Genomic DNA, 20,247 nt, shown 5'->3' with positions numbered 1-20,247 from the left:
GGGCGGGGCGCTCGGGGGGAAGGGACGGGGCGCCCCGCCCTGTTCGGCCTCCGCCGCGCGGGTGGGGATGTTTCGCGACGGGGGTCGGCCGACCGGTCAGGCGTAGAACGGGGGTGGGTTCTCGCCCTTGAGACGGTAGTTGGGCCGGTTCCGCTCGAGGCGGATCGATTCCAGCACGGTGTAGGCGTGGTATTTGGTCTGGGTGGTGACGCCGGCCAGACGTTCGGACCACAGCTGTCCGTTGCTGCTCCGCTTCTCAAGCACGTGCTTGGTCGCGAAGTTGGTCATCGAGTTGATCCAGTTCTCGGTGCCGACCCAGAATTTGTCGAGGCCCGGCTCGATCAGGATGTCGATCAGGACGTCGGACCGGGAGAAGCGGTCGATGGCCGCCTGGGCGCCTTCCAGCACATCGGCGAAATACTCGATGGACGCTTTCACCGTGTCCGGCGTGCCGTAGCTCATGTGGTGGCCGGCGACGAGGAAGTCGAAGTCGTACTCCATCAGCTGGGCCTGGGCCTCGTACCAGCCCGAGATGTTCTGCGAGGCGTCGCAGTGCATGAAGGTCGCGCTGCCGGGGCTGATGATGTCGATCACAGTCAGCACCTTCTGGGCAGGGGCCCAGATGAAGATGTTCCCCGGGCAGTGGTTCTCGCCCTTGTAGGACAGCTCCAGGGTCACCCCGCCGACGATCAAGGTGTAGGCCTTGTCGAAGGTCAGGGTCGGGACGGGACGCTTCGGATCTGGAAACCGCTCCAGCAGTTCCTTGGTGATCTCGTGGCCGATGATCTCTACATCCGATCCGTACACCTCGGCGGCGCCGATATGGTCCGAATGCCAGTGGCTGTAGATTACATGGGTGACCGGCTTGTCGGTCACGTCCCGGATGGCTTCCAGCATGTTCTCGCCCAGGGTCGGCGGGGCGTCGATCGCGATCACCCCGTCGGCAGTGACCACGAAGGCCGCGTCATAGCCGCCGCTCGTCACCCAGTGGAAGCCGTCGCGCAGCTCCTCGACGTGGTAACCCAGCCGCTGGAAGCGCTCGCTCAAGAAATACGGCGGATAGTAGCTCGGCGGATCGGCCGGGTGTTCGCCGGCTTCGGGGAACCCGTAGTGGTCGATGCCGAAGAAGGCCGGGGTGTCGGAGGCCACGATGGGCTTCTGGTGGTTGTCGCACATGGCGATCGTCCTTGTCTGAGGTGGAAGGGGCCGCGCCCGAAGACACGGTCGGGCGGTCACGAGACGGGGAAGCGGAGGACGGCCTTGATGACTCGGCCCGAGCCGGCGTCCTCGAATGCCTGATTGATGTCCTGGAAATCGTAGAAGCTGATCAGGCGATCGAATGGGAACCGGCCGGCGCGATACAGGTCGATCATCTCCGGGATCATCAGGGTCGAGACAGCGTCGCCCTGGATAATGCCGGTGAGGCTCTGACCAAGGGTCAGGCGCGAGGCGTCCAGCACGGCGCCGGAATGATCGTTGAAGGCGACGAAACCGAAATGGCCCATGGGCGCCAGGGCGCCGACGCCGGCATCCAGGTTCTCCTTGCGACCGCTGGTGTCGAGCACATATTCGACGCCGCGCGGAGCGATCGCCCGGATGGCCGCGGCGACATCCGCGACCTCGCGGGCGTCGACCACGTCGGTGGCCCCCAGCTCCAGCGCCAAGGCGAGCCGGTCGGGGTTCACATCCACGGCGACGATGGTCATGGCGTCGGCGACCCGCGCCGCCATGATGGCGGCCAGGCCCACGGCGCCGACGCCGAAGACCGCGATGGAGGCGCCGACCCCGACATCCAGGGCCTTGAGCACCGCGCCGGCGCCGGTCTGGAAGCCGCAGCCGAGCGGACCGAGGATGTCCAGCGGCACATCGCGGGCCACCTTGATGGTGTTGCGGGCATGGGCCAGCGCATAGGTGGAAAAGGACGACTGACCGAAGAAGTGGGCGTGCAGGCTTTCGCCGTCCTCGCCGCGGACCCCGGAGGTCCCGTCCAGGCGAGCGCCGGCGAAATTGGCGTCCCAGACCCTGTCGCAATAGGCCGCGTGGGCGCTCGCACACGATTTGCAGTGGCCGCAAGAGTGATAGGACAGGACGACGTGATCGCCGGGCTCGACATGGGTGACGGTCGAGCCGATCCGCTCCACCACCCCGGCGCCTTCATGGCCGAGTATGGCCGGCAGCGGCGCGGGCATCAGCTGATGCTGGACGTGGGCGTCAGTCGCGCAGATTCCGGTGGCGACCATCCGGACCAGCACCTCGTCGGCGCGCGGCTCCTCGACGACTACCGGGCGGATCACGAAGGGGGCGTCCTTCCGATCCACCACTGCGGCTCGGGATGCGATGCTCATGCGACGACTCCTCTCGTCTGGGGCCGGCCGCGCCGGGCGGGCGACGGTCGATCCGGTGATGGGTCTGGCGGGCGCCGTCCTTCTCCGACACCCGGGCGGGGCGGCGTCATCAGGGTTGCGGGAACCGCCTGTCGACGCCTTGGCCCTCACAGGAACATGAGGATCGGCGTTACTGAAGCCGGTCGCGCGGGAACGGAGCGTTGCTTATCCGGAAACCCGAAAACGGGTCTTTCCAACTGGCTCCCGGGGCCGGGCGGGCGCCCTCATCACCCCGAAAGGCCGGCGCGAAAGGCGTTCCCCCGCCTCAACCCGGCGCTGCCCGGGCGGCATCGTCCGCAGTCCGAGCATTGCGTGATACGCTACGCTGAGTTGGCTTTGGCGGAACCATTTGGGGGGAGAAGCGTCGCCGCGCCGCCCTTAAGCTGAGCCCCATGTCCAGTCACCGCCCCCTCACGCGCGCCGGACGCCTGGCGCATCGCATCGGATGCTTCTTCGCCGAAGAGGACCGCCTGTTCGGACCGGGAGAGCGGCCGGCTGTCTCGGGGTCGCCGGCGTCCCCGCAGCACGGGGCGCCGCTGCGCGCCGCCTATGCCGTGATCGCGGTGCTGCTCGGTCTGACCGCCGGCCTAGGAAGCGCGTTCGTGCTGGTGAACGCCCCGACCATTCAGCAGGCGATGGGCTGGTCCGCAGTCGAGGTCGCCTGGCTGCCGACCGCCTATGTGATGACGAGCATCTCGGCCAACCTGGTTCTGATCAAATTCCGTCAGCAGTACGGATTGCGGCCATTCGCCATCCTGTTCCTGGGCCTCTATGCGATGTTCGCGTTCGGTCATCTGGCCGCGACCGATCTCGGACACGCCATCGCGCTTCGGGCCGCCAGCGGGATCGCCGCGGCGGCGCTGATTCCGTTGTGCCTATTCTATATGACGCAGGCATTGCCCGCGAAATGGCGCATCCGGGGACTCGTCCTCGGCATCGGCGTGGTTCAGTGCGCCCTACCGCTGGCGATGGTCCTTTCCCCCGCCCTGCTCGCGGCGTCGGAGCGACGGTCCCTGTTCGAGTTCGAGGCGGGGCTCGCCCTTCTGTCGCTGGCGGCTGTCGCGCTGGTTCGCCTGCCCCCCACCGAGCGGACCCGCGTCTTCCAGACGCTCGACGCCGCGACATTCGGCCTGATGGGCGGCGGGCTGGCCCTCGTCGCGGCCGTAGCTGGCTTGGGTCTTGAGTCCGGATGGTCTCCCGGCTGGATCCCCCTGGCGCTCGCGGCGGCCGTCCCCCTTATCGGGCTGGGCGTGGGGATCGAGCTGAAGCGGCCACAGCCTCTGATCGACCTGCGTTGGCTCGCGCGCAGCGAGGCGGCCCGGTTCGCCCTGGCCGTGCTGATGGCCCGGCTGGTTCTGGCTGAGCAGCAGATCGCGATGGATCTGCTGCGCACCCTGGGGGCCCGGCCGGATCAGCTGGAGGCGTTGGCGGGTCTCATTCTCATGGGCGCCGCCGCCGGCGTCGCCGCCAGCGCGGTGTCCATCAATGTCGAGAAGCTGGCGCGGCCCATGATGCTGGCCGTCGCCGTCGTAGCGGTCGCAGCCTTCGTCGAGAGCGCGCCGGCCGACCTGGACGCCCTGCCGCGGTTCTACGGCTCCCAGTTCGTCATCGGTTTCGCCGGCGCCTATTTCCTCGGACCAGCCTTGCTGATGGGCGTCACCCAGGCGTTGCAGCGCGGAAGCCGGGAGCTCATCAGCTTCATCGTGCTGTTCGGTCTGATCAACGCCGTGGGCGCACTGCTCGGTCATGCCCTTCTCGCCACCGTCCTAGACTGGTCCCGCGCCCGTCACGAGGCGGCGCTGGCGGATGACGCCATCGTCCTCGCCTATCGGGATACGTTGCGCCTGGCGGCGATGCTGGCGACGGCGACCGCCGTCTATCTCGGAGTTCTTCTGTCGATCCGCATCCGGGCCAGGCTCGTGCAACTCAAGGCGGGCGCAGCCCCCTCCCCGCCCCCGCCGGTCGCCGCCGCCCCCTCGCAATGGCGACCGCCCGCCGCATCGCTCGCGGAGACGATCGTCCTGTGCGGCGTTGCGGCGGGCGGTGTGGCGCTCGTCATCCGGGCCTTCATCCCGTAACCCCGCGACGCCGTCAGGGCGCCGGGGATGAAAGGTCGACCTCGGGCGCTAGCTTCCAATGAACTCCAGCATATCGCGGTTAAGCTGGTCCTTGTGGGTGTCCGCCAGGCCGTGGGGCGCGCCCGGATAGACCTTCAGCACGGCGTGCGGCACGAGGCGACCCGCCGCGTGCGCCGAAGCGTCGATCGGAACGATCTGGTCGTCGTCGCCGTGAACGATCAGGGTCGGTCGGTCGAACTTCGCCAGATCCTCGGTGAAATCGGTCTCCGAGAACGCCTTGATCGAGTCGAAGGTGTTCTTGTGCCCGGCCTGCATGCCCTGCGCCCAGAAGCTGTCGATCAGACCCTGGCTGGGGGTCGCGCCATCGCGGTTGAACCCGAAGAACGGCCCGGAGGCGATATCTTTGTAAAGCTGCGACCGGTTCGCCCGCGAACCCGACCGGAGACCGTCGAACACCTCGATAGGAAGCCCGCCGGGATTGGCCGGGGTCTGCACCATCAGCGGCGGAACGGCCGCGATGAGCCCCAGGCGCGCGATACGGCCTGTGCCGTGACGGCCGACATAGCGGGCGACTTCGCCGCCGCCGGTCGAGAAGCCGAAGGCCGAGATGCCCTTCAGATCCAGGGCTTCGATCACCGCCGCCAGATCGTCGGCGTAGTGGTCCATGTCGTTCCCGTCCCACGGCTGGCTCGAACGACCGTGACCGCGTCGATCGTGGGCGATCACGCGCAGGCCGTTGTCGGCCAGAAACAGGGCCTGGCTTTCCCAGCTGTCCGCGTTCAGCGGCCAGCCGTGGCTGAGGGTCACGACGGGACCGTCGCTGGGGCCCCAGTCCTTGAAATGGATCAGGACGTCATCGCCGGTGGCGACATAGTTGGGGCCAACGCGGGTCGCTTTGGCGGGCAAAGAAGTTCGGCTCATTGCAGTTTCCTTTTCAGGGTTGGGAAAGATGTCCGGAGCAGGCGGCGAGCGCCGGTCGCGCAGACCTCGGCGATCGTCATGGGTTAAGCGCTCGCATGCTGGCCGGCCTGCCGGCCGGGGCGCCCCGCTCTCACGTCGGGACGTCCGGATTTCCGAAACCGGGTCTCTGAGCGACCTCCGGTCAAAACCGGAGGGGGCCTCGTCCGGCAGCGGGGCGACGCGGTGAGCCTGGGAGGAACGGGCGGGCTCGCGCTCACCACCAGCCGGCCCCGAGCGCGCTGGCGCCGGGCGCGGAACTGGCGGCGCGAGCGGCCGGGACAACGGCGGCGGCCGCCGGGCGCGCCAGGAGGGCCGGGAGAGCGGTCATGGCCGCCATGCTGGCGGAAGCGCCGAGCATGATCTTGCGTCGGCTGAGCGTGGAGGTCTGGGTCATCGCAAGGTCTTTCCTGCTTGGTGTCTGCGGACGGCGTCGCGAGGAGCGGTTCCCGGCGAGCGTCCCTGGGATTGTGAACGACGGCGGCGGTTCGGGAACGGGACCGCCGCCGGGCGCTCATGGTCGGCGCCCCGTCGTCCACCGACGACGGGGCGGGAGGGGGTCAGCTGACGGTCGCCCAATGGGCTTCCAGCTCGCGCGCCACGTCGCCGGGCACATTGAGCAAGGGCCAGTGCGTGGCGCGTAGCTTGACGATGGCGCGAGCGCGGGTGGCCTCGCCGAGCAGATCGGCGAAACGGTTTGGGAGGAACGGGTCGTCGATGCCCCAGATGACCAGGGCCGGCGCGGTGACATTGGCCAGGCCCGGCTTCCATTCCGCGCCGACATTGATCGACGACCGGTACAGGGCCAGGATGCTGGCCTTCATCTGGTCGTCGATGTGGCGGACCGACTCGCGGGCGTCTTCCGGCGGCATCCTGGCGTCGATGAGGTTCTGGGCGAACTCGTCGCGATTCAGAGAGGCCATCCAAGCTTCGCCCTCACCCGGCTTCTGCCATATCTCGGCGAGATAGTGCCACTCGTACTCGGGATCGAGCGGACCGCTGATCCCGGTCCAGGTGCGGACGAGATCGGGACGGTTCGAAGCGATGCGGGCGGTCAGCAGACAGCCCCAGTCGTGACCGACCAGATCGACGGGCTCGCCAAAGGCTTCCAGCTGCTGGATCAGCCAGTTCAGATACTCTTCCTTGGTGGACTGGAAGCCTTCCGGGATCGGCGAGTCGAAGCCCGGCAGGGACAGGGCTACGATGTCCTGCCGTTGCAGGCGGGCGCGAACATGATCCCACAGACGATGGGTGTCGGGAACGCCGTGAACGAGAACTGCAGGCATGAGAGAATCTCCTTTTCTAGGGACGGGTCGAGGCGCGGTTGACAGACCGGGAGTTCGGCCGAGCGCGACGGGATCGGGGGGCGGCGCCGGTCAGGTCCGGCGCTGGTTTGCGTCCGGAGCAGCGGGGCCGCTCCCGGGCGTGAAGCGAGGTCGGGGTCAGGCAGGACAGCCATCACAGACCCTCCTGCGCTCTTCCGCCCGACCGAAGGTCAGGATGGTCAGGGCGCCGCCGAGGACGGCGACGGCCCCATAGGCCATCACGCCGGTCGGGCCGATATTGTCGATGAGCACGCCGCCCATAACGGCGCCGCTGGCGATGGCCACCTGCAAGGCGACGGCCATCAGGGCTCCCGCGCTCTCGGCCCGGTCGGGCGCGAAGGCGCCACCAAGGCTGGATACGATCAGGAGAGCCATCAACATCCAAATCAGGGTCCGACGGTCAACCCGTCCCGCGCCGAGCACAAGCAGGGGGCCGGTGATGGCGGCGACCGCCGCCGTCATGGCAACGGATTGAGCGACCGCGCCCAGTGACGCGCCCGAATCCACCGCCATAGGCGTCAGGATGCTGACCGGGAGCAGTTCCGCCGCGACGACGCCGAAGGCGCCGAACGCCAGAGCATAGACCGCAGGCCAGGCGGCGCGGTCGGCGCTTGGGGCGGAACCCGCAATTCGACCATCGAGCATCGATGTCTCCATGACATGACCGGACGATCCGCGCGGCGACGGCCGCACGGGCGCTCATCCGATCGGTGAGGCGGGGCCGCAACGCCGCAAGGCGATCAGGGCCAAGGTGAAGGACAGGGAGGGCCGGCGGCGACCCGGAGCGCCGTCGCAATGGCGGCGCCACGGGACTTAGCCGGAGACGGGGATAGCCCTGACGATCATCAGCATCTCCAAGGCGGGCGTTAGAAGAACGATCTACAAGCGACACCGTGTCGCTTTTCCAGAAGATAGACCTGACCTAGTGTTCCAGAAGACCGCGCCCTTGCAACGGAGTGTTGCTGATGTCGAAACCCGCCTCCGTCGATCTGCTGGACGTGGTCGCCTTCGTCCAGGTCGTCGAGACCGGCAGTATCGCCAACGCCGCAAACCGTCTTGATGTCGCGAAGTCGATCGTCAGCCGACGCATCAGCAGGCTCGAGACCGTACTGGGCGCGCGGCTGCTGACCCGCACTCCCCGCGGTACGACCCTGACCGACATCGGTCGCGATTATCACGCCCGCGCCTCCGCCGGCCTCGCGGAGCTGGAGGCCGCGCACGAGGCGGTCACGACGTCGACGGCGGAAATCTCCGGGCAGCTGCGCATCCAGGTTCCGGTCGCCTTCGGCGAATACTGCCTGGCTCCGCTTCTGGCCGAGTTCGCGGCGCTCCATCCCAAGGTCCACCTGGATGTCCGCTTCGAGGATCGTCAGGTCGACATGGTGCGTGAGGCGTACGACTTGGCGGTCTGGACGAGCAATGTGCCCGACTCGGTCCTGATTACCCGAAAGCTGGCCCGGGTGCGCTGGGTGGTCTTGGCCAGCCCGGCCTACCTCGAGGCGCGAGGACGACCGGAAACGCCCGACGACTTGGCCGAGCATGAAGCCGTCCTTTATCTGCACGATACCGGGCGATGGCGATTCAGACAGTCCGGCGACTGGGAGGCGGTACGCATGGACACGCGGTTCCGTGCCGACAACGGACAGATGCTCCTCGCCGCCGCCAAGGCCGGGCTTGGCGTGGTTCTGGTGCCGCGCTTCATGGTCCAGGACACCTTGGCCGACGGCAGGCTGGAGGTCGTGCTTCCAGACTACACACACGAGGGCGCGGACCTTCAGCTCTTCCTGCCCGCCGCCCGCTCCGGGATCGCGCGCGTTCGGGCGCTGGTGAACTTCCTCACCGAACGCATCGCCCGCGAGATCTGAGCCGACCGGGATTCAGACGATCAGCACCGGCAATCCGCCGAGGCGCCGACTGTCCATGGCCGCGTGCGCCCGGGCCACGTCCTCGAATGCGTAGCGTTCCACAGAGAGGTCCTCGAACACGCCGCAGCGCAGTCGATCCCAAAGCGCGGTTGCGGCGATCTCGACTGTGCCGTCCCGAACATACTGAGGCGTGCCGCCGCCCCGGACCTCCACGCCACGACGGCGCAAGGCCTCGGTAGGCGGTGTGGACGAACCCGATGCAGCGCCGATGGTCGCGATCACGCCGCCGTCGCGAACCGCCGCGACAGCCAGGTCGAAGGTCGATTGCCCGACGAAATCATACACCACGTCCACCCCGTCCGGGGCGATCTGACGGATGTCCCCGAAAACATCGTTGTCGCCCGCCAGCAGAGCATGGGTCGCCCCGGCCGCGACCTTGTCGAGCTTCGACGACGAGCCGGCCACGCCGATCACATTGATCCCTTCGGCGGTAGCCCAGCGCGAAAGGATCGAGCCGACGTTTCCTGACGCGCCGAGCACAAGAATGGTGTCGCCAGGCGCCGGCTTCGCCAGGGCGTGCAGACCCATCCAGGCGGTCAGACCCTTGGCGAGGAATGTCGCCGCCGTCTCGTCCGGGATGTCATCCGGAAGCAGGATCAGGGCTGCGGCCGGAACGTTCGAAACCTCGGCATAGGCGCCGTCCGCAAAGAAGTAGGCGACCCGATCGCCAGGCGCGATGCCTGAAACGCCGGGACCGACGGCCTCGACCGTGCCGGCCGCCTCGAACCCGGGGATGGCCGGAAGGCCGACAGGGAAGAGGCCCGTCCGAACCATGACATCAACGTAGTTGAGCCCGATGGCGGTCTGGGCCAGCCGGACCTGACCGAGGCCGGGACGATCGACGTCGCGGGAGATGAGTTGGAGAACTTCGGGTCCGCCGGTGGATTGGATTTGGATGGCTTTGGACATGGTATGGCTCCGAAGCGGCCGCACAGCCGCAGCGGACCCGAAGGTCCACCGTGACCGACCGGCGTCTGGGATCAGGACACAAGCGGCCTCATGTTGCCCGCATGCGGAAAGGCGCCGTTGCGATAGGCGGCGTAATAGCCGGCCAGTTCTTCACGGGAGCCGGCGATGAAAGGGCCCTGCGAGACTACAGGCGTTTTCTGCGGCGCGCCTGCATAGAGGAGAAGCCGCACGCCGCCCTGTCCTGCGCGCAGCGCCAGGGCGCCGTCGCCGTCCCCGACCGGCCCCGACCAGCCGACCGTTCCGACCTTCAGTTCCGCCGAAGTCTCGCCCACGGCGGCCTGCCCCTCAATCACCACCACGAAGGCGTTGAAGACGGATGGCAGTTCGGGCTCCCAGACCACGCCAGGCTCCAGCCGGATATCCGCCAACGTGACCGGGACGGCGTTCAGGGTAGGCGAAACGGCATCGCCCAGACGGCCGCTGTAGACCGTTGCCTCGACGCCCTCCTCCCGGTGCGCCGGAGCGGTGGCGCCGCGAATGATCTGAACGCGGGGATCCATGTTGCGCTGCGCCTCCGGCAGGGTGAGCCACAGCTGAAATAGCCGCATGCCCTCGGAAACCTTGGCCTGTTCGGAATGGACGATGCCGCTGCCGGCCGTCATCCACTCCACATCGCCTTCGTCGAGGCGCCCGCCGGTGTCGGCCATGGTCCCGTTGAGCATGAAGGTGACGGTCTCAAGCCCGGCATGCGGATGAGCCTCGCCGAAGCCGCCCTCGACCGTGATGTGGTCGTCCGCCATCAGGAAGAAGGGGTCGGTACGCGGCATATCGCCGGGCGCGATCACGAGCGCGGCCCTGTGGTGGTCCCCGTCGAATCCGGGTCCCAGAGGCGGAATGGCGGTGATGCGATCGATCGATCGTGACGACATGGTCGGATCCTCCAGCAGGGTCGCAGAGGGCGCCTCGGTCCATCCGACAGGGTCCCGCGATGTGTCCCGACAATTTCGAAACGAGCGTGGCGCTCACAAGGCGTGTCCGCGTGAACGCTGCGTTGCGAGATCGGCGCCCCTCGCGTCTTCCGAAGCCGTCAACGCCCCGCGCGAGGCGTCACGGCGATCCTGGACGACCGGCCGAAGGAGCCGTCGCTGCAGGGCCTCGCGACGTCGCGCGATTGTCGAACGCGGTCAACTTCTCATGGGCCGCGCTCGACGGTGAGATCGACGCCCAGGATGCTGGCGCTGGAAGGGCTTCGCCTCTTCGATCCGGTCCTGTTCAGCTTCATATGCGCCAATCGCGCCTTCCTGGTCGGGGGAGGGCCTGAGCCTCTACGTTTCCGACGAGCAGAGAGTCCGGACGGGCCAGGCGTTCCGAGACGCATTTAGGAGAACGTACGGAGCAGCCGCGCCCCGCGAGGGGGCGCAGCGCCAGATCGCGTGGCCGAGTTTGCACACTCGGCTCTTGTTAGGCTCGACACAGTTCGACTTCGGTCGTCACGATCGCCGCCGCATCTTCCGATTGCTCGACCATGTGCCGCATGGCCTTTCCACGGCTTGAAGCGGTTGCGGTGTTTCTGGATGAGTAACAGAGGGTTTCCCAGTGATCGTCTAGTCAAGACCGTCAAAGGCCTGCACCGTCCCGGGTCTGATACGCGACCGTTTTTGCCATAGCGGACCGAAGGCGGCCCAGAAGCTCCTCTGCGAGACAACCGAATGAGAGTGCTGATCGTCGAGGACGAACCTTGGCTTGCCGAAACGCTGCGGTCGGCGCTGGTGAGAGAGCGGATGATCGTGGATCTCGCCGATCATCTGGCGGCGGCGCACGAAGCCATCGCCATGGCGTCTTTCGACCTCGCCCTCCTCGACCGGACCCTTCCTGACGGCGACGGCCTGTCGCTGATCGAAGCGTTGCGCGCGAAGACTCCCGGTATCCCGGTCATCATTCTTAGCGCCAGGGGGGATATCTCTGATCGCATTCTCGGGCTGGACGAGGGGGCGGACGACTATCTGATGAAGCCGTTCGCGATCGACGAAATGCTGGCGCGCATCCGCGCGGTCCGCCGTCGTCCCGCTGATGTAGTGGACGAGGAGGTCCACGCGGGCAAACTCGTCTTCAGCGTCACCAACGACGAGGCGTCAATCAACGGCGTTCTGCTAAAACTCCCCCGCCGAGAGCTCCGGGTCCTGGCTGCATTGCTGCAGCGACGCGGCAGGACCGTGCTGAGAGAGTCGCTGGAGCAGGCCGTCTTCGGTTTCGACGACGCCGTGCAGTCGAACACCCTCGACTCCCATATCTCGCGCCTGCGCCGCCGGCTTTCCGACGCCGGCGCCTTGATCGAGATCCACCCCATCCGCGGTGTCGGCTATCTGCTTCGCGAAGCCCCGTGAACCGGCGTCTCGCTTACTGCATCGGGGCGGAGCCCAGCGCGGAAGCCAGACTTTGGGATGCGTTGTAGACGGCGTGCAGCACCACACAGGGCCAGACCGAGCCGGTCTTGCGGAACAGGATCGCGGACAGGACGCCCACCATGATGGCGACCGGCAGAACCACGCCGACACCGTGGATCAGGCCGAAGATGACAGAGCTCAGACCAATCCCGGCCCATGCGCCGTAGCGGTTGAGGGCGTTGGCCACGACCCCGCGAAAAAGGAACTCCTCGCCCAGCGGCGTCAAAACCGCTCCCCCGATGAGCGACAGGGTGAAGGCGAGCGCGCCGGCCTGGGCGGCATTGTGAAGGACGCTCTGCGATTGATCCGCGCCGACGAAATGAAGCCAGCCGTACTGGATGAGCAGGCTCAGCCCGTACCCCACGACCGCCAGTCCCGCTCCCGCGAGAAGCCAGCGGAGGGAAACGCTCTTGAACCCGAAGACCGCGAGCGAGCGGATCCGGAGCAGATATACGAGCAGGAAGGCGCCGAGGCCGGCCGTGCCGCCGCCGGTCGATGCGACGACACCCTGAAGGACGGGCTGATCCTGCAGATATCCAACCATGACGGCGGTCGGAATGAGCAGGAGGAAGAAGGCGACCACCCCGACGATGATCTCCAGCCAGCCCGGACGTTTGAGTTCAGCAGTCATCTGGAATCCTGGGTCATGAGACGACATCCGGAGCGGGCGGGCACGCCCTGCCCTCCCCGCTCCGGGTCAGGTTACGATGTCCAGAAGGCTCCCGCTCAGCGGCCGCCGCGACGGCACTCACGGCGATCGGGATCCCGGCGGCAACGCTCGCGGCGCGCCTGATCGGCCATGATCTGGCCCTCGCGGGCGATCTCGCTGGTGAGACGCATCTCCTCCAGGGTTTTGAGCTGGGCTTCGTCGCGTCGGCGCTGTTGTTCCAGCATGCATTCGCTGTAGGCGCGCGATCCGTAATCCGAGCCGAAAGCCGAACAGGTTCGTGCGTCCTCGTGAAAGGCGACCTGGCGGCTCTCGGCCGTGGTCCCGCAGGCCGCAAGGGCGAGGACGGCAAGGACGCCGGCGCCGGCCAGTGACAGAGCGCGGCGCGGCGCACGCATAAGAGGGAATGACATGGAACTGATCTCCGATCCTTGCTGTGAACGGCGACCCGATCACGACGCGCACCACGCATCGCCTCGGGCTCTCGCCTGATCCCAGAATCCCAGCGCAACATTGCGTGGACATGGCGCGCGGCGCGGCACCTTGTGTCGGCCCTGGCCGAGGCCGACAGAAATCCGGACGAGATGAACGAGCTGGCGGATTGCGCCTTGCGCAACTTCGCGCAGATTGTCCGTCACCGTTGAACCGTGCACGATCTTGCTGCGGAGTGAATACATCCGAGCGACCGAGGCTCGGATGGCCTTACGCTCCGCTTTAGTTACGCCGAAGGAACAGCGCTGCACGCAGGGCGTAGCGAAAGGTCAGCTCATTCTTCTCGTCATCCAGAAGCGCTTCGAAGGCGATGGACAGCGCGAGAAGTCTATCCGCCTCGTCTACGCGACCGCAGGCCGATCTGAGGCGACGAAGCGCCTTGGCCCGGACGCGGGCGTCGCGCGAGTCGATCGCCCGGACCTCGCCGACCGCCATGCGGATGCCCGCCCGTTCGATTACGTCTTTGGGGTGTCATGCGGCTGTTGAGGAGGCGTGGTTCAGGATCGTTGTTCAAGGGACGCGCGATGTCTGGCGGCGTCCCACGGAGATCGATCATGAGCGCCCTTCTCGCCACCCTGTTTCTCGCCGCGACCGCCTGCGACCCGGCCGCCGCCGATGTGCGTGCGGCGGGCGGCGACGCCTGCGCCGCAGCCTGGATGGACCGGACGTTGCGGATGAACGACATCGCCGCCGTCGGCGCCCACAACGCCTACAAGCTGGCCATTCCCGAGGCGGAGCTGGCGGCGATGACGGCGGTCGATCCGCGCGCGGCGGGCCTGGACTACGCCCACCGACCGCTCGCCGAACAGTTGGACGCCGGCGCGCGCCAGCTGGAGATCGACGTGCTGAACGATCCGCAGGGCGGGCGCTACGCCCACCCGCTGTCGGCGCTGGGACGGCCCGGCGCCGGGGCGCCGGTCGGTGCGGCCTTCCAGCAGGCGATGACGCGGCCGGGGTTCAAGGTGCTGCATATGCCCGACGTGGACTTTCGCAGCAGCTGCCTGACCTTGGTCGCCTGTCTGACGCAGATTCGCGACTGGTCGGCGGCCCATCCCGATCACGCGCCGATCCTGATCCTGCTGAACGCCAAGACGGGTTCGGCCTCGATGCCGGGCGGGGTCGCGCCGCTGGACTTCGACGCGACGGCCTGGGACGCGCTGGATACGGAAATCCGCTCGGTGTTCGAGGCCGGACATCTGATCACGCCCGATCAGGTGCGCGGACGCCGCGCCACCCTGCGCGAGGCTGTGATGGCGGGCGGATGGCCCGCGCTGGGCGCCGCGCGCGGCAAGGTCTTCTTCGCCCTGGACGAAGGGCCGGAAAAAGTCGCCGCCTATGCCCAAGGCCGGCCGTCGCTGGAGGGCCGGGTCCTGTTCGTCAACACCGACGAGGCCAGCCCCGCCGCCGCCTATCTGACGCTGAACGATCCGGTGGGCCAGCAGGCGCGCATTCGCGAAGCCGTGCGCCAGGGCTTCATCGTGCGGACCCGCGCCGACGCCGACACGGTGGAGGCCCGTACCGCCGACGTGTCGCGCCGCACCGCCGCCTTCGCCAGCGGGGCGCAATATGTGTCGACCGACTACTACTGGGCCGATCCGCGCTTCCCGACCTATGAGGTGCGCCTGCCGGGCGCCGAGGCGGCGGCCTGCAATCCGGTGCGGGCCGCGGCGCGCTGCGACGGCCTGGCGGTCGAGATGGTGACGGGCGCCCCCATGCGCGGCTATCTGGCGGCGGCGGATCGGCCCGACCTGACGACGGTCCTGGCCCCGCCGCCCGCGCCGGGATCGCCCCGCGACCGCGCCAACGCCGAGGTGTTCCGCGAGACCCGCGCGCTGCAGGGCACGCCGCGCTGGGACCTGGCGACGGCGGACGTGTCGGGCGACAAATACGACCATTTCGCCCAGGCCCTGGGCGTGCGCCTGACGCCCGAGACGGCGCCGGTGCTGACCGCCCTGCTGGATCGGTCGGGCAACGACCGATCGGTCGTCGGCGTGGCCAAGGACCACTGGGGGACCAAGCGGCCCTACCTCGGCACGGACCTGCCGATCTGCGAGGCCAAGAGCGATCACTTGGCGGGCAATCCCGACTATCCGTCCGGCCATTCGGCGCATGGGATGCATATCGCCATGATCCTGGCCGAACTGGCCCCCCAGCGGGCCAACGCCCTTTATGCGCGGGGGCGTGAGTTCGCCGAGAGCCGGTTCGTCTGCGGCTCGCACACCTACAGCGCCGTGGAGGCCGGCATCCTGTCGGGGGCGGTGATCTATGGCGCCGAGCAGCGGTCGGACGTGTTCCGCCGCGACATGGAGGCGGCCCGGGCCGAGGTTCAGGCAGCGCTCGCAAAGGCCGGGGTCGCGCCGGTTCGGGCCCCGAACGCGACAGCGCCGTGAACCTTGAGTGAAATCGACTGTCACATACTGAGGGACCGCACAGGCCCGTCGTTGAGGGCGTTAGATCGGCCGGCGTGAGACGCCACGGGGCCGGTCGGCGCGTCTCGCCACGAGGCGCGCCAGGCTCTCTGGGGGTAGTCCAAATGAAGAACCAAATCCTCGGCACGACGGCCCTGGTCGTCGCGGCCGCCACGCCTTTCGCCGCCTTCGCGCAGACTGCGGCCCCGACGTCGTCGGACGTCGCCCAGGTGGACGAGATCGTCGTCACCGGCAGCTATCGCCGCAGCCTGGAGCAGGCGGTCGACATCAAGCGCAAGGGCGTCGGCTTCTCCGACTCCATCGTGGCGACCGACGTCGCCAACTTCCCCGAACAGAACCTGGCCGAGGCGCTGCAACGCATTCCCGGCGTGACCATCGAACGCAATCGCGGCCTGGGCCAGCGGGTGTCGGTGCGCGGCCTGCCCAGCGAGTTCACCTTCGTCACCATCAACGGCCTGGCGACCGCCTCGGGCAGCGGCGGCCGGGATGTCGAGTTCGACATCTTCGCCTCCGAGATCATCCAGCAGGTCACGGTGCAGAAGTCGCCGCGCGCCGCGGACGAGGAAGGCGGCATCGCCGGCTCGGTCAACATCTCGACCGCCCGCCCCTTCGACTATGAGGGTCGCCGCGTCGTGGCCTCCGCCGAGGGCGCCTATAACTCCATCTCCGAGAAGACCGATCCCAAACTGTCGTTCCTGGCCAGCGACACCTGGGGCGACTGGGGCGGTCTGGTGTCGTTTTCGGCCGCGCGCCGCACCAACCGCACGGACTCCGAATCGGGCATCAACTTCCGGCCGCTGACGCGCTTTCTGGCCACATCGACCGGCGCGCGGGGCGCCCAGGCCCAGGCCGTGCTGGCGCGCGACGCCGGCGTGGTGGTCCAGAACCGCGCCAACACCGCCGAGACCGACCGGATCATCTTCCAGGACAAGGTCGGCGACCGCGCCTATCTGAACACCCAGGACCAGTGGGGCGGCGCCGTCTCGCTGCAATACCGGCCGTCGTCCAACTTCAGCCTGGCGTTCGACGCCCTGATCGGCCGCTACGAGACGACCGAGGACCAGTATGACGCGGCGGCCTATTCGGCCTCCAGCCGTTCGACGCTGGAGACCATCCACGAGTTCGACAAGACCACCCTGGCCGAATACGGCATGGTGGTGCTGCGCGACGTCTCCTACACCGCCACCCAGCACGAGATGCTCTCCAAGGAGCAGATCAACGAGACCGACTATCGCCAGTTCGGGACCGAGCTGAACTGGAGCGGCGACAGCTGGAAGCTGCACGCCCTGGCCGGCTATTCCGGCGCCGAGAAGACGCTGGACTACGCCAATCTGAAACACGTCGCCTATGCGCCGTCGCGCACCCGCTGGACGGCGGACGGCGGCGAGACGATCAAGAGCGCCAACCCCGCCTCGATCGACATGTACAACAGCCCCGAGCGCTATCTGTTCGAGGCCTATGAGACGACGCTGGAACACATCCAGGACGACAAATACGCCGCCCAGGTGGACTTCACCAAATATCTGGGTCTCGATGTCTTCCCGGCCCTGACCAGCATCCAGATCGGCGCGCGCTATACGGACAAGTCCAAGGAACGTCAGTACGGATCGCTCAACATCCAGGGGACCGGACCGGGGCGGGTCGATTATCTGAACCGCCCGATGACCCAGAGCGAACTGACGCCCATCGGCGATCTGGTGCCCGGCGGCCGCTTCCGGGTGCGGGACCTGAACTGGAGCCAGGTGTCGAACGACTACGCCCGGCGCACCTTCCGCTACGACGGCTTCTTCACGCCGTTCAACGTCGGCGACTATTACGAAGTGTCCGAGAAGGTGCTGGCCCTCTACGCCATGGCCGACCTGAACTTCGACATCGGTCCGGTGCCGGTCTCGGTCAACGGCGGCGCCCGCTACATCGACACCTCCATCACCTCCTCGGGCTATCATCAGATCCAGAACCCGAACGGTTCGACCGGCTATACGTCCGATCCGGTGTCCAGCGACGGCGGTTACGACAAGGTGCTGCCCAGCGTGAACGTGACGGCGGAACTGACCGACAGCCTGATCCTGCGCGCCGCCGCGTCCGAAACCCTGATCCGTCCGGCCCTGACCGATCTGGCGTACAAACGCACGGCCAGCTTCAACTCGTTCCGCTTCACCGACGGCAACCCCAACCTGAAGCCGACCTACGCCAAACAGTGGGAAGTCGGCCTGGAGCAGTATCTGGGCGACGGCGGCCTTCTGGCGGTCTCCTACTTCTGGAAGGAGATCGAGGGCGTGGTGCGCCAGGCCCTGACGGGCACGGTGCCGAACGTGACCAAATACAACGCCAACGGCACCATCGACGGCGTCTACACCTTCGACGTCTATCAGCCGATCAACGAGCCGGGCTCCTACGAGGTCAGCGGGGTCGAACTGGTCGCCATCGTGCCGTTCGGACAGTTCTATGCGCCGCTGGAAGGGTTCGGGATCAACGCCAACTATACGGTGCTGGACAGCTCGCTGACCGGGTCGTCCAAACTGGGCATCCCCACTCCGCCGGTCGGTCTGGCCGACAACACCTACAACGTCACCCTGTTCTACGAGAACGCCAAGTTCCAGGCGCGGGCGTCCTATAACTACAAGGACAAATACGTCGAAGGCATCGGCTACGAGATGTATCCGATCTGGCGCGAGGGCTATGGCCAGCTGGATATGTCGGCCAGCTACAATCTGACCGACAGGCTGCAGATCAATCTGGAAGGCATCAACGTCACCGACGAGGCGACCAAGGGCTATACGATGAACCCGTCCTTCCCGACGATGTACGAACTGTCGGGCCGCCGCATCAATCTGGGGCTTCGGCTGGAGTTCTGACGCACCTGTGACCCCGACGTCGAACCCCGACCGGCTGGCGGGCGCGTGATCCCCTCGCGCTCGCCTCGCCGAGACGCTCCCTCCGCCGGAGGGGGCGTCTTTGCGCGTGCGCCGCAGGGTTCGGGGGCGGGCGAGATCGAACGGCTGCGCACCGACCTGATCGCCTATCTGCAACGCAAGACGCGCGGCGACGCCGACGCCGAGGACCTGGTGCAGGAGGCGTTCGTTCGCTTCCACCGTGCGGGCCACGACCTGGGCGCCGCCGATGCTCGCCCCCTGCTCTTCGTGATCGCACGCAACCTTCAGCTGGACCGCTGGAAGGCCGCGGGACGGGAGACGGCGCGGCGCAGCCCCCACGACATCAACGATCTGGTCGACGGCCCCCAGGCCATCGCCAGCGAAACGCCCGACGCCGAAGACGGCCTGATACGACGCCAGAACCTGGCCGCCGCCGCCGCCGTGATCCGCGCCCTGCCGCCAAAGACGCGCGACGCCTTTCTGCTGCATCGTTTCGAAAACCTGACCTATCGCCAGATCGCCGGCCGGCTGGGCGTCTCGGTCAGCATGGTCGAGAAACATATCGCCGAAGCGCTCCGTCAACTGAAGAAATCGCGCGATGACTGAGGTGTCGCGCCTTCGGATCGTTGTAGGTTTCAAGACGGGTCGCGACGGCGGACCGCGACGCCCGGTGAAGAGGAGATCGCCACGCCGATGCTGCAGCGCCTGAACATTCCGCTCGCGCGACGTCCCCGGACGGCCGAGGCGTGGCTGGCCCGCATGGCGCGGCCGGGCGTCGGCGCGCGCGAGCAGGCGGCCCTGCTGGCCTGGCTCGAGGCGGACCCCGATCACCTGCGCCAGTATCGGCAGGCCAAGGCGGATCAGGCCGCGCTGGAACCGCTGAAAGGCGCCTTCGCCGACGATTTGGCGGCGCTGCGATCCTCGCGTCGAGCGCCGGTGGTCCGGCGTTCCGTCCTGACCGGCGCCCTGGCCGGGGGCGTGGTCGTAGCAGCGGTCGGCGCGGCGGTTCTGGTCCCGATGATGACGGCCGCGCCTGAGGCGCGCCTGTACGAAAGCGCGCCGGGCGGGATCACCGACGTCGCCCTGGACGACGGATCGCACATGACGCTGGACGCCGGTTCGGCCGTGCGCGTCGCCCTGGGGCGCGACGCCAGACGCGCCACGCTGGAGCGCGGCGCCGCCTATTTCGACGTCGCCCACGATACGGCGCGCCCCTTCCATGTGGCGGTCGCGGATCGCCACGTGATCGTGACCGGCACCCGGTTCGTGACAGCCCTGACCGGCGACGCGGCCCGGGTGTCGCTGCTGCAGGGCCGGGTGGCCATCTCGATGCGCGATGTCGGCGCCAAGGACGCGCTGGACGACGCGCTGGTCCTGTCGCCCGGCGAACAAGCGGACTTTCGGCCGGGACAGCCCGGTGTGCGCAAGACGAACGCCGACGTGGACATGGCCACGGCCTGGCGCCAGCGGCGGCTGGTGTTCCAGGACGCTCCGCTCTCGCAGGTGATCGCCTCGGCGGCACGCTATGGCGATCATCCGCTGATCCTGGCCGACCCCGCCCTGGGCCGCACGCGCGTCACTGTGGTCCTGCCGCTGGAGGGGCCGCAGCCGCTGGAGCAGCGCCTGACCGCGCTTCTGCCCATCCGCATCGAGACCGCCGACGACGGGCGCCGGATCGTCAGGCGCGAATAGGACCCGGCGCGACCCCGCCGCTTCGCGGACTTGTCACGCGGCTGCGTTAAGGCCTTCACGGTTCCTGTCTTG

Annotated in this window: 18 protein-coding genes; 7 read left to right on the top strand and 11 right to left on the bottom strand. The window is 67.7% G+C overall.

Going from position 1 to position 20,247, the window contains the following annotated elements:
- Positions 1-96 precede the first annotated feature (96 nt).
- Together B3Z70_RS08990 and B3Z70_RS08985 are read right to left on the bottom strand one after the other, a co-directional pair.
- On the bottom strand, positions 97-1,176 hold the full coding sequence (locus tag B3Z70_RS08990; protein WP_292023193.1) for an MBL fold metallo-hydrolase: 1,080 nt from the start codon (positions 1,174-1,176) through the stop codon (positions 97-99).
- 56 nt (positions 1,177-1,232) lie between these two features.
- A complete protein-coding gene (locus tag B3Z70_RS08985) occupies positions 1,233-2,345 on the bottom strand; it encodes an NAD(P)-dependent alcohol dehydrogenase (protein ID WP_292023191.1) in 1,113 nt (370 codons plus the stop codon).
- A gap of 593 nt (positions 2,346-2,938) precedes the next feature.
- Between B3Z70_RS08985 and B3Z70_RS08980 the strand changes: the two genes are divergently transcribed.
- Entirely contained in the window at positions 2,939-4,462 is a 1,524-nt protein-coding gene (locus B3Z70_RS08980) for an MFS transporter (protein WP_292045397.1), read from the top strand.
- 48 nt (positions 4,463-4,510) lie between these two features.
- Here B3Z70_RS08980 and B3Z70_RS08975 read toward each other — a convergent pair whose 3' ends face one another.
- The 4 genes from B3Z70_RS08975 to B3Z70_RS08960 all read right to left on the bottom strand — a co-directional run bounded on the left by B3Z70_RS08975 (position 4,511) and on the right by B3Z70_RS08960 (position 7,389).
- Complete coding sequence (locus B3Z70_RS08975; protein WP_292023187.1) at positions 4,511-5,383, bottom strand: alpha/beta fold hydrolase; 873 nt, start codon at positions 5,381-5,383, stop codon at positions 4,511-4,513.
- Between the two features lie 253 nt (positions 5,384-5,636).
- Positions 5,637-5,816: a hypothetical protein gene (locus tag B3Z70_RS08970; protein WP_292045396.1), complete on the bottom strand. Its 180-nt coding sequence runs from the start codon at positions 5,814-5,816 to the stop codon at positions 5,637-5,639.
- 163 nt (positions 5,817-5,979) lie between these two features.
- The gene (locus B3Z70_RS08965) at positions 5,980-6,705 is read right to left on the bottom strand and encodes an alpha/beta fold hydrolase (protein WP_292020370.1); all 726 of its coding nucleotides are present in this window, start codon (positions 6,703-6,705) and stop codon (positions 5,980-5,982) included.
- Between the two features lie 156 nt (positions 6,706-6,861).
- Positions 6,862-7,389, bottom strand: coding sequence for a hypothetical protein (locus tag B3Z70_RS08960; RefSeq protein ID WP_292020371.1), 528 nt, complete (start codon positions 7,387-7,389; stop codon positions 6,862-6,864).
- A gap of 320 nt (positions 7,390-7,709) precedes the next feature.
- Between B3Z70_RS08960 and B3Z70_RS08955 the strand changes: the two genes are divergently transcribed.
- The gene (locus B3Z70_RS08955; protein WP_292020372.1) at positions 7,710-8,609 is read left to right on the top strand and encodes a LysR family transcriptional regulator; all 900 of its coding nucleotides are present in this window, start codon (positions 7,710-7,712) and stop codon (positions 8,607-8,609) included.
- A gap of 12 nt (positions 8,610-8,621) precedes the next feature.
- Here B3Z70_RS08955 and B3Z70_RS08950 read toward each other — a convergent pair whose 3' ends face one another.
- Together B3Z70_RS08950 and B3Z70_RS08945 are read right to left on the bottom strand one after the other, a co-directional pair.
- Entirely contained in the window at positions 8,622-9,578 is a 957-nt protein-coding gene (locus tag B3Z70_RS08950; protein ID WP_292020374.1) for a zinc-binding dehydrogenase, read from the bottom strand.
- Positions 9,579-9,649: 71 nt separating this feature from the next.
- A complete protein-coding gene (locus B3Z70_RS08945; protein ID WP_292045395.1) occupies positions 9,650-10,423 on the bottom strand; it encodes a pirin family protein in 774 nt (257 codons plus the stop codon).
- An 864-nt stretch (positions 10,424-11,287) separates the two neighbouring features.
- Here B3Z70_RS08945 and B3Z70_RS08940 point away from each other — a divergent pair.
- The gene (locus B3Z70_RS08940; RefSeq protein ID WP_292020376.1) at positions 11,288-11,962 is read left to right on the top strand and encodes a response regulator transcription factor; all 675 of its coding nucleotides are present in this window, start codon (positions 11,288-11,290) and stop codon (positions 11,960-11,962) included.
- A gap of 13 nt (positions 11,963-11,975) precedes the next feature.
- Here the strand turns inward: B3Z70_RS08940 and B3Z70_RS08935 are convergent, their stop codons facing one another.
- The 3 genes from B3Z70_RS08935 to B3Z70_RS08925 form a co-directional block, all read right to left on the bottom strand.
- Complete coding sequence (locus tag B3Z70_RS08935; protein ID WP_292020377.1) at positions 11,976-12,653, bottom strand: CPBP family intramembrane glutamic endopeptidase; 678 nt, start codon at positions 12,651-12,653, stop codon at positions 11,976-11,978.
- A gap of 95 nt (positions 12,654-12,748) precedes the next feature.
- Positions 12,749-13,102, bottom strand: coding sequence for a hypothetical protein (locus tag B3Z70_RS08930; protein WP_292045394.1), 354 nt, complete (start codon positions 13,100-13,102; stop codon positions 12,749-12,751).
- A gap of 301 nt (positions 13,103-13,403) precedes the next feature.
- Positions 13,404-13,616 carry a hypothetical protein gene (locus tag B3Z70_RS08925; protein ID WP_292020379.1) on the bottom strand — a complete coding sequence of 71 codons (213 nt, stop codon included), beginning with the start codon at positions 13,614-13,616 and terminating at the stop codon, positions 13,404-13,406.
- A gap of 119 nt (positions 13,617-13,735) precedes the next feature.
- Here B3Z70_RS08925 and B3Z70_RS08920 point away from each other — a divergent pair, with 119 nt between their 5' ends.
- From B3Z70_RS08920 to B3Z70_RS08905, 4 genes are all read left to right on the top strand, one after another.
- Positions 13,736-15,571, top strand: coding sequence for a Ca2+-dependent phosphoinositide-specific phospholipase C (locus B3Z70_RS08920; RefSeq protein ID WP_292045393.1), 1,836 nt, complete (start codon positions 13,736-13,738; stop codon positions 15,569-15,571).
- Positions 15,572-15,714: 143 nt separating this feature from the next.
- On the top strand, positions 15,715-18,465 hold the full coding sequence (locus B3Z70_RS08915) for a TonB-dependent receptor (RefSeq protein ID WP_292020027.1): 2,751 nt from the start codon (positions 15,715-15,717) through the stop codon (positions 18,463-18,465).
- A 45-nt stretch (positions 18,466-18,510) separates the two neighbouring features.
- Positions 18,511-19,089, top strand: a complete 579-nt coding sequence (locus B3Z70_RS08910) for an RNA polymerase sigma factor (RefSeq protein WP_292020029.1) — start codon at positions 18,511-18,513, stop codon at positions 19,087-19,089.
- Between the two features lie 87 nt (positions 19,090-19,176).
- Positions 19,177-20,175 carry a FecR family protein gene (locus B3Z70_RS08905; RefSeq protein ID WP_292045392.1) on the top strand — a complete coding sequence of 333 codons (999 nt, stop codon included), beginning with the start codon at positions 19,177-19,179 and terminating at the stop codon, positions 20,173-20,175.
- Positions 20,176-20,247 lie beyond the last annotated feature (72 nt).

Source organism: Brevundimonas sp. UBA6550 (assembly GCF_002434505.1).
In the GTDB taxonomy this organism is placed as follows: Bacteria; Pseudomonadota; Alphaproteobacteria; order Caulobacterales; family Caulobacteraceae; genus Brevundimonas.
Note: the sequence above shows the minus strand (reverse complement) of the source record. Positions and strands in the feature narration are given on the sequence as shown.

Coding starts and splice junctions, on each gene's coding strand:
- B3Z70_RS08950 (WP_292020374.1), bottom strand. CDS start 9,578: ATGTCCAAAGCCATCCAAATCCAATCCACCGGCGGACCCGAAGTTCTC.
- B3Z70_RS08905 (WP_292045392.1), top strand. CDS start 19,177: ATGCTGCAGCGCCTGAACATTCCGCTCGCGCGACGTCCCCGGACGGCC.
- B3Z70_RS08960 (WP_292020371.1), bottom strand. CDS start 7,389: ATGCTCGATGGTCGAATTGCGGGTTCCGCCCCAAGCGCCGACCGCGCC.
- B3Z70_RS08970 (WP_292045396.1), bottom strand. CDS start 5,816: ATGACCCAGACCTCCACGCTCAGCCGACGCAAGATCATGCTCGGCGCT.
- B3Z70_RS08925 (WP_292020379.1), bottom strand. CDS start 13,616: ATGGCGGTCGGCGAGGTCCGGGCGATCGACTCGCGCGACGCCCGCGTC.
- B3Z70_RS08965 (WP_292020370.1), bottom strand. CDS start 6,705: ATGCCTGCAGTTCTCGTTCACGGCGTTCCCGACACCCATCGTCTGTGG.
- B3Z70_RS08975 (WP_292023187.1), bottom strand. CDS start 5,383: ATGAGCCGAACTTCTTTGCCCGCCAAAGCGACCCGCGTTGGCCCCAAC.
- B3Z70_RS08985 (WP_292023191.1), bottom strand. CDS start 2,345: ATGAGCATCGCATCCCGAGCCGCAGTGGTGGATCGGAAGGACGCCCCC.
- B3Z70_RS08940 (WP_292020376.1), top strand. CDS start 11,288: ATGAGAGTGCTGATCGTCGAGGACGAACCTTGGCTTGCCGAAACGCTG.
- B3Z70_RS08915 (WP_292020027.1), top strand. CDS start 15,715: ATGAAGAACCAAATCCTCGGCACGACGGCCCTGGTCGTCGCGGCCGCC.
- B3Z70_RS08935 (WP_292020377.1), bottom strand. CDS start 12,653: ATGACTGCTGAACTCAAACGTCCGGGCTGGCTGGAGATCATCGTCGGG.
- B3Z70_RS08930 (WP_292045394.1), bottom strand. CDS start 13,102: ATGTCATTCCCTCTTATGCGTGCGCCGCGCCGCGCTCTGTCACTGGCC.
- B3Z70_RS08920 (WP_292045393.1), top strand. CDS start 13,736: ATGAGCGCCCTTCTCGCCACCCTGTTTCTCGCCGCGACCGCCTGCGAC.
- B3Z70_RS08990 (WP_292023193.1), bottom strand. CDS start 1,176: ATGTGCGACAACCACCAGAAGCCCATCGTGGCCTCCGACACCCCGGCC.
- B3Z70_RS08955 (WP_292020372.1), top strand. CDS start 7,710: ATGTCGAAACCCGCCTCCGTCGATCTGCTGGACGTGGTCGCCTTCGTC.